Raw genomic sequence first — 4928 nt, forward strand, 5'->3', positions numbered from 1 at the left:
CTATAATACAAAACTTAAAAATACTATTGATGGATTTTCTTTAGAAAACGTGGAGTTTTACAGTGGTTACCAAGCCTATTCATTGCAGTTAGTTATTAAGGAATGGGCAGATGAAGGTTTAGAAATTCAATATGATTATAAAGTCGCGGATTTTGAAGAAGATCAAATCAATTGTATGCATGAGAGGTTTTTAGCTTTAATAGAACAAGTTTTACGTAATGAAGATCAATCGATAAAAGAATTATCTTTATTATCGGATGATGAGCAAAAGTTTATGTTAGAGAAATTTAACAATACAGCTGTTGTGTATCCGAAAGAAAAAACTATTCAAGAATTATTTGAAGAACAAGTAAAACAGACACCAGAAAAAATAGCAATTCAACATGCTGATAGATCAATGACTTATCTTGAATTAAATAAGAAATCTAATCAGTTAGCAAGAAAGTTACGAGAAAAAGGAGTCAAAAATGGTCAAGTCGTGGGTATACTAGCTAAACATTCACTTGAGATAGTAATTGCAATTTGGGGAGTTATTAAGGCTGGAGGTACATATTTGCCTATAGATCCTTCCTACCCAGAGGACCGAATTCGTTATATTTTGAATGATAGCGGCACAACATTACTTTTAACTGACTATACAAATGAGGGTAATTTAGAATATTTAGGTGAGAAAATTAATATATGTGATCAGAAACTTTATGAAGGAGATAATGCCAATCTAACCCTAGTAACTGCACCAAATGATCCAATATATATAATTTATACCTCTGGAACCACGGGGAATCCTAAAGGAACTGTAATCACTCAACGTGGATTGGTTAACTATATTTCCTGGGCTAAAAAGAACTATATTAGTAGTGAGAATGATGTTTTTGCATTATATTCATCCGTTTCTTTTGATTTAACAGTAACTTCAATATTCACTCCTTTAATAAGTGGTTTATTGTTAGTAATATATCATGATAATGAAGATGAGTTTATTTTGTCAAAAATACTCAAGGAAAATGTAGTAACAGTGTTGAAAGTTACGCCTTCACATTTAGCATTGTTAAATAACTATTCACCCCCAAGAGTTTCATCTCTTCGCAGATTGATTGTGGGTGGAGAGGATTTGAAAACCTCAGTAGCCGAAAAGATATATGATCTTTTTAGCGGTAAAGTTGAAATAATTAATGAATATGGACCAACTGAAACTGTGGTTGGATGTATGATTCATCGTTATGATCCAGATCTAGATCGAAGAGCATCCGTACCAATTGGTACACCAGCTGATAATGTTCAAATATATTTATTAGATAAGAATCTTCAGCCGGTTCCTATTGGTGTAAAAGGAGAAATTTATATATCGGGTGATGGGGTAGCTAAAGGTTATTTAAATCGTCCGGATTTAACAGCGCAACGTTTTTTATCCAATCCATTTATTTCGAGTGAGAAGATGTATCGAAGTGGTGACTTAGCTGTCATGTTGCCAAATGGATTAATTGAGTATCAAGGACGGATGGATTCTCAAGTAAAAGTTAAAGGATATCGTATTGAAATAGGGGAAGTTGAGAATGCACTGTTACAACACAAGTCTGTTAAAGATGTAGTAGTGGTGAATTGGCAAGGTGAGGATAATTCAAATCATCTAGTTGCTTACATTGTTTTGAAAGACAGTGTTCAAAATATAGAAATACGCAGTTTTATTTCGCATATGCTACCAAGTTATATGATTCCTTCATTTTTTATCTATATGGATCAGCTACCGCTTACTATCAATGGAAAGGTAGATCGTCAAGCGTTGCCAGATCCGATGTTAAATAACGGTTCTAATCATACTCATTTAGAAGAAGTAGATGAAGATGTTACTGGAATGGTTAGTGAAGTTCTCATGGAAATATTACAGACTGATAGAATCGAATTGCATAGTAATTTTTATCATTTAGGTGGAGATTCTATTAAAGCGATCCAAGTAAGCGCTAGATTACAAGAACTGGGATGGAAAGTTAGAGTTAAAGATGTACTAAATTATCCAGTTATAAGTGAATTGGCAGCAATGTTAGTTAAACAAAAAGATGTTACAGTCTCACAAACATTGGTAACAGGAAAGGTAGAGCCTACTCCTATTATGCGTTGGTTCCTTGATCAACAGTTCAAGAACCCGCATCATTGGAATCAATCGGTATTACTGTCTTTGAAGAAGCCGGTTAAAGAAGAATATGTTAATAAGATGTTAAATACGATCATGCATCATCATGATTTGTTACGGTTAAGGTATGAGGATAAGCAGGATTACTTCTATTATGACGAAGATATGTCCATTGTTGATTCTAAGGTTACCATGTTTGATTTGTCTGAAATTCCAATTGAAATGGCTTTGAATCAGGTTCATTTAAAAGGTGAAGAGTTAAAAGGAAGTTTAAATTTGAATGTAGGACCATTATTTAAAGGGGCCTTATTCCAGCTTTCAAATGATCAACAGTTGTTATTATTAACTGCACACCACCTTATTGTTGATGCTGTGTCCTGGCGTATTTTAATTGAAGATGCAAACCGATGTTTGAATAGCTTGTATTTAGGAGAAATTCCATCGCTACCATTAAAAACTAACTCTTTCCAAGATTGGTCTGAAGCTTTAAATAGTCGAGGAGTTAATTTAGTACATGCTGAATTAGATTATTGGGAATCCATAGATAACACGCTAGATAATAATTTTCAAATTAATAGAGAAAAAGAAAATAGTACTGTTGAAAGTTGTACGACTCTTACCTTTACATTGAATGCAGATGATACAAGAAAACTATTAACTACTGCAAATGTGCCTTACAATACACAACCAATGGAGTTGTTACTTGCTGTGTTGACAGAAAATTTAGGTAAATATGCAAACCAAGATCAAATTAAATTTGAGTTAGAAGGTCATGGTCGAGAGGAATTATTTGAGCATCTTGATATTTCACGTACAGTAGGGTGGTTTACAACGATGTATCCTATTGTATTACAAGTTTCGCATAATATTGCTAATCAAATAAAGAGTGTTAAAGAAGAGGTTCGTAAAAGACCTAATAAGGGAATTGGATATGGAATTCTTAAAGAGAAGTTTCCTTCTTGCAAAGATTTAACTCAAAATATAATTCGTTTTAACTATTTAGGAGAGATAGATAATTCTCTCGGGGATGGATGGTTTACTATTGTTGATTATCAAAGTGGCAGTGAACAATCAAAAGATAATCATATTACTGCATTATTGGATATTGTGGCCATGGTTAAGAATAAAAGCTTAGAAATTCATGTGACATTTAGTACAAGTCATTTTCAAAAGAATTTTGTAGAAAATTTATTTTCAGATTATCTAGAACGACTACAGACATATATCCAATCCTGTTGTCAAATGCAAACAAAAGAATTTACTTCATCAGATTTTGAAACCTTAAACCTTAGTGATGAAGAAATTGATAATTTGTTTGATTAAACAACTATTTGATGAAAATTTTATTTAATAAAGGAGAAGTCACTTGAGAAAATTAATGAAAGATTTATCGCCAGGATTGAATAGTAACAAATATTTGGTTTGTGTTCCTTATGCTGGGGGCTATTCGAATTCTTTTTTACCTTTAAAGAATTATTTACCGAAAGATATAAAACTTATTTCATTTGATCCTCCAGGCCATGGTCCTAATCTTTCTCCACTAGTTGATAACATAGATGATCTTGTTAATTTATATTTAATGGAGATGCAACCAATTTTAGAGGGAGAGGTTACATTATTTGGCCATAGCATGGGAGGAATTATAGTTCACCGTATGGCTCAAATTTTAGAAAGTAAGGGCATAAATCCTAAAAATGTTATTATCTCTGCTATGAATCCACCGGAAATAAGAAGAAAAACAAATCATTTAGATGATAAAGACTTTATAGATTATATAAAGTCTTTGGGAGGATTACCAGATGAAGTATTACAACATCAGGAGCTTTTAAACTATATCCTTCCAGTTATTCGATCAGACTTTCGTACCATTGAGAATTATATAAATGATGACACAACATTGTTGAAAGCGCCCCTATATATTATTAGTGGAACAACAGACTCTAATTATACAGTAAAAGGGGCTAAGAAGTGGGTAGAATGGGGCAATGAGGTTCATTTTCTAACAGTTAATGGTGGTCATATGTTTTTACTACATCAAGCTGACATCGTGGGCGAGTTAATTATGAAAATACTAGATAGGGTAAAATCTGTGAAGTAAAAAAATTAAGAGATGTATCTGAGTAAGAGAAAAGTGCATTTCTATGCTTTATGTGAAACTTCTATCGTTAAAGTAGCAATCTAATTGGTCGTAATTGGGAGTTTTATTACTGAGGAAGAAAACTCCCAATTACGAGTATGATTGTGCCCCCTCATGATAAAACGGATAGGTCTATGGGGAACATAACCACTAAATATGTAGTATTTAGTATCAATATCATAGAGAATGGTGGGAAGAAAAAATGCTTGATAAATTTACCCAGCAGGTTTTATTATCTAGTGAAAAATTTAAAAAAGAAAAAGAATATTGGTTAGACAAGTTATCAGGTGATGTTGAGTTAAGTAGATTTCCTTGTGATTGTCTGTCTTTAAATAATATTCAGGCTTCTAAAGAAAGTTATTATTTTCAATTCCCATCGGATATTGCGAAGAGAGCTGTAGCAATTAGCAATAATTCTGATATGTTACTGTACACTATTTTATTATCAGGCGTGAAATATCTCTTAAGTAGATATACCGATAAGGATGATGTAGTAATTGGAATGCCAGTTTTTAAACAAGGTCAAGAAGAGACGGTTTTTCAAAACAACTTTTTATTATTACGTACTCAAATAAATCAAGAAGATAATGTTAAAGAAATAATATATAAAATAGAAGAAACAATAGTAGAGTCAGAGGAACATTGTCATTATCCTTTTAATAA

3 protein-coding genes are annotated in these 4928 nt (G+C 32.4%); all 3 read left to right on the plus strand.

Features of this window, described 5'->3' with window-relative positions; translation table 11 throughout:
- On the plus strand, positions 1 to 3451 hold a 3451-nt coding region (locus GBN78_RS28415; RefSeq protein WP_152127962.1), incomplete at its 5' end, for a non-ribosomal peptide synthetase.
- A 43-nt stretch (positions 3452 to 3494) separates the two neighbouring features.
- Positions 3495 to 4226, plus strand: a complete 732-nt coding sequence (locus tag GBN78_RS28420) for a thioesterase II family protein (protein ID WP_226798505.1) — start codon at positions 3495 to 3497, stop codon at positions 4224 to 4226.
- Positions 4227 to 4467: 241 nt separating this feature from the next.
- A partial coding sequence (locus GBN78_RS28425; RefSeq protein ID WP_226798506.1) for a condensation domain-containing protein occupies positions 4468 to 4928 on the plus strand: 461 nt, incomplete at its 3' end.

This window comes from Bacillus sp. B2-WWTP-C-10-Post-4 (genome assembly GCF_009183805.1).
Lineage (GTDB): Bacteria > Bacillota > Bacilli > Bacillales > Bacillaceae_G > Bacillus_A > Bacillus_A cereus.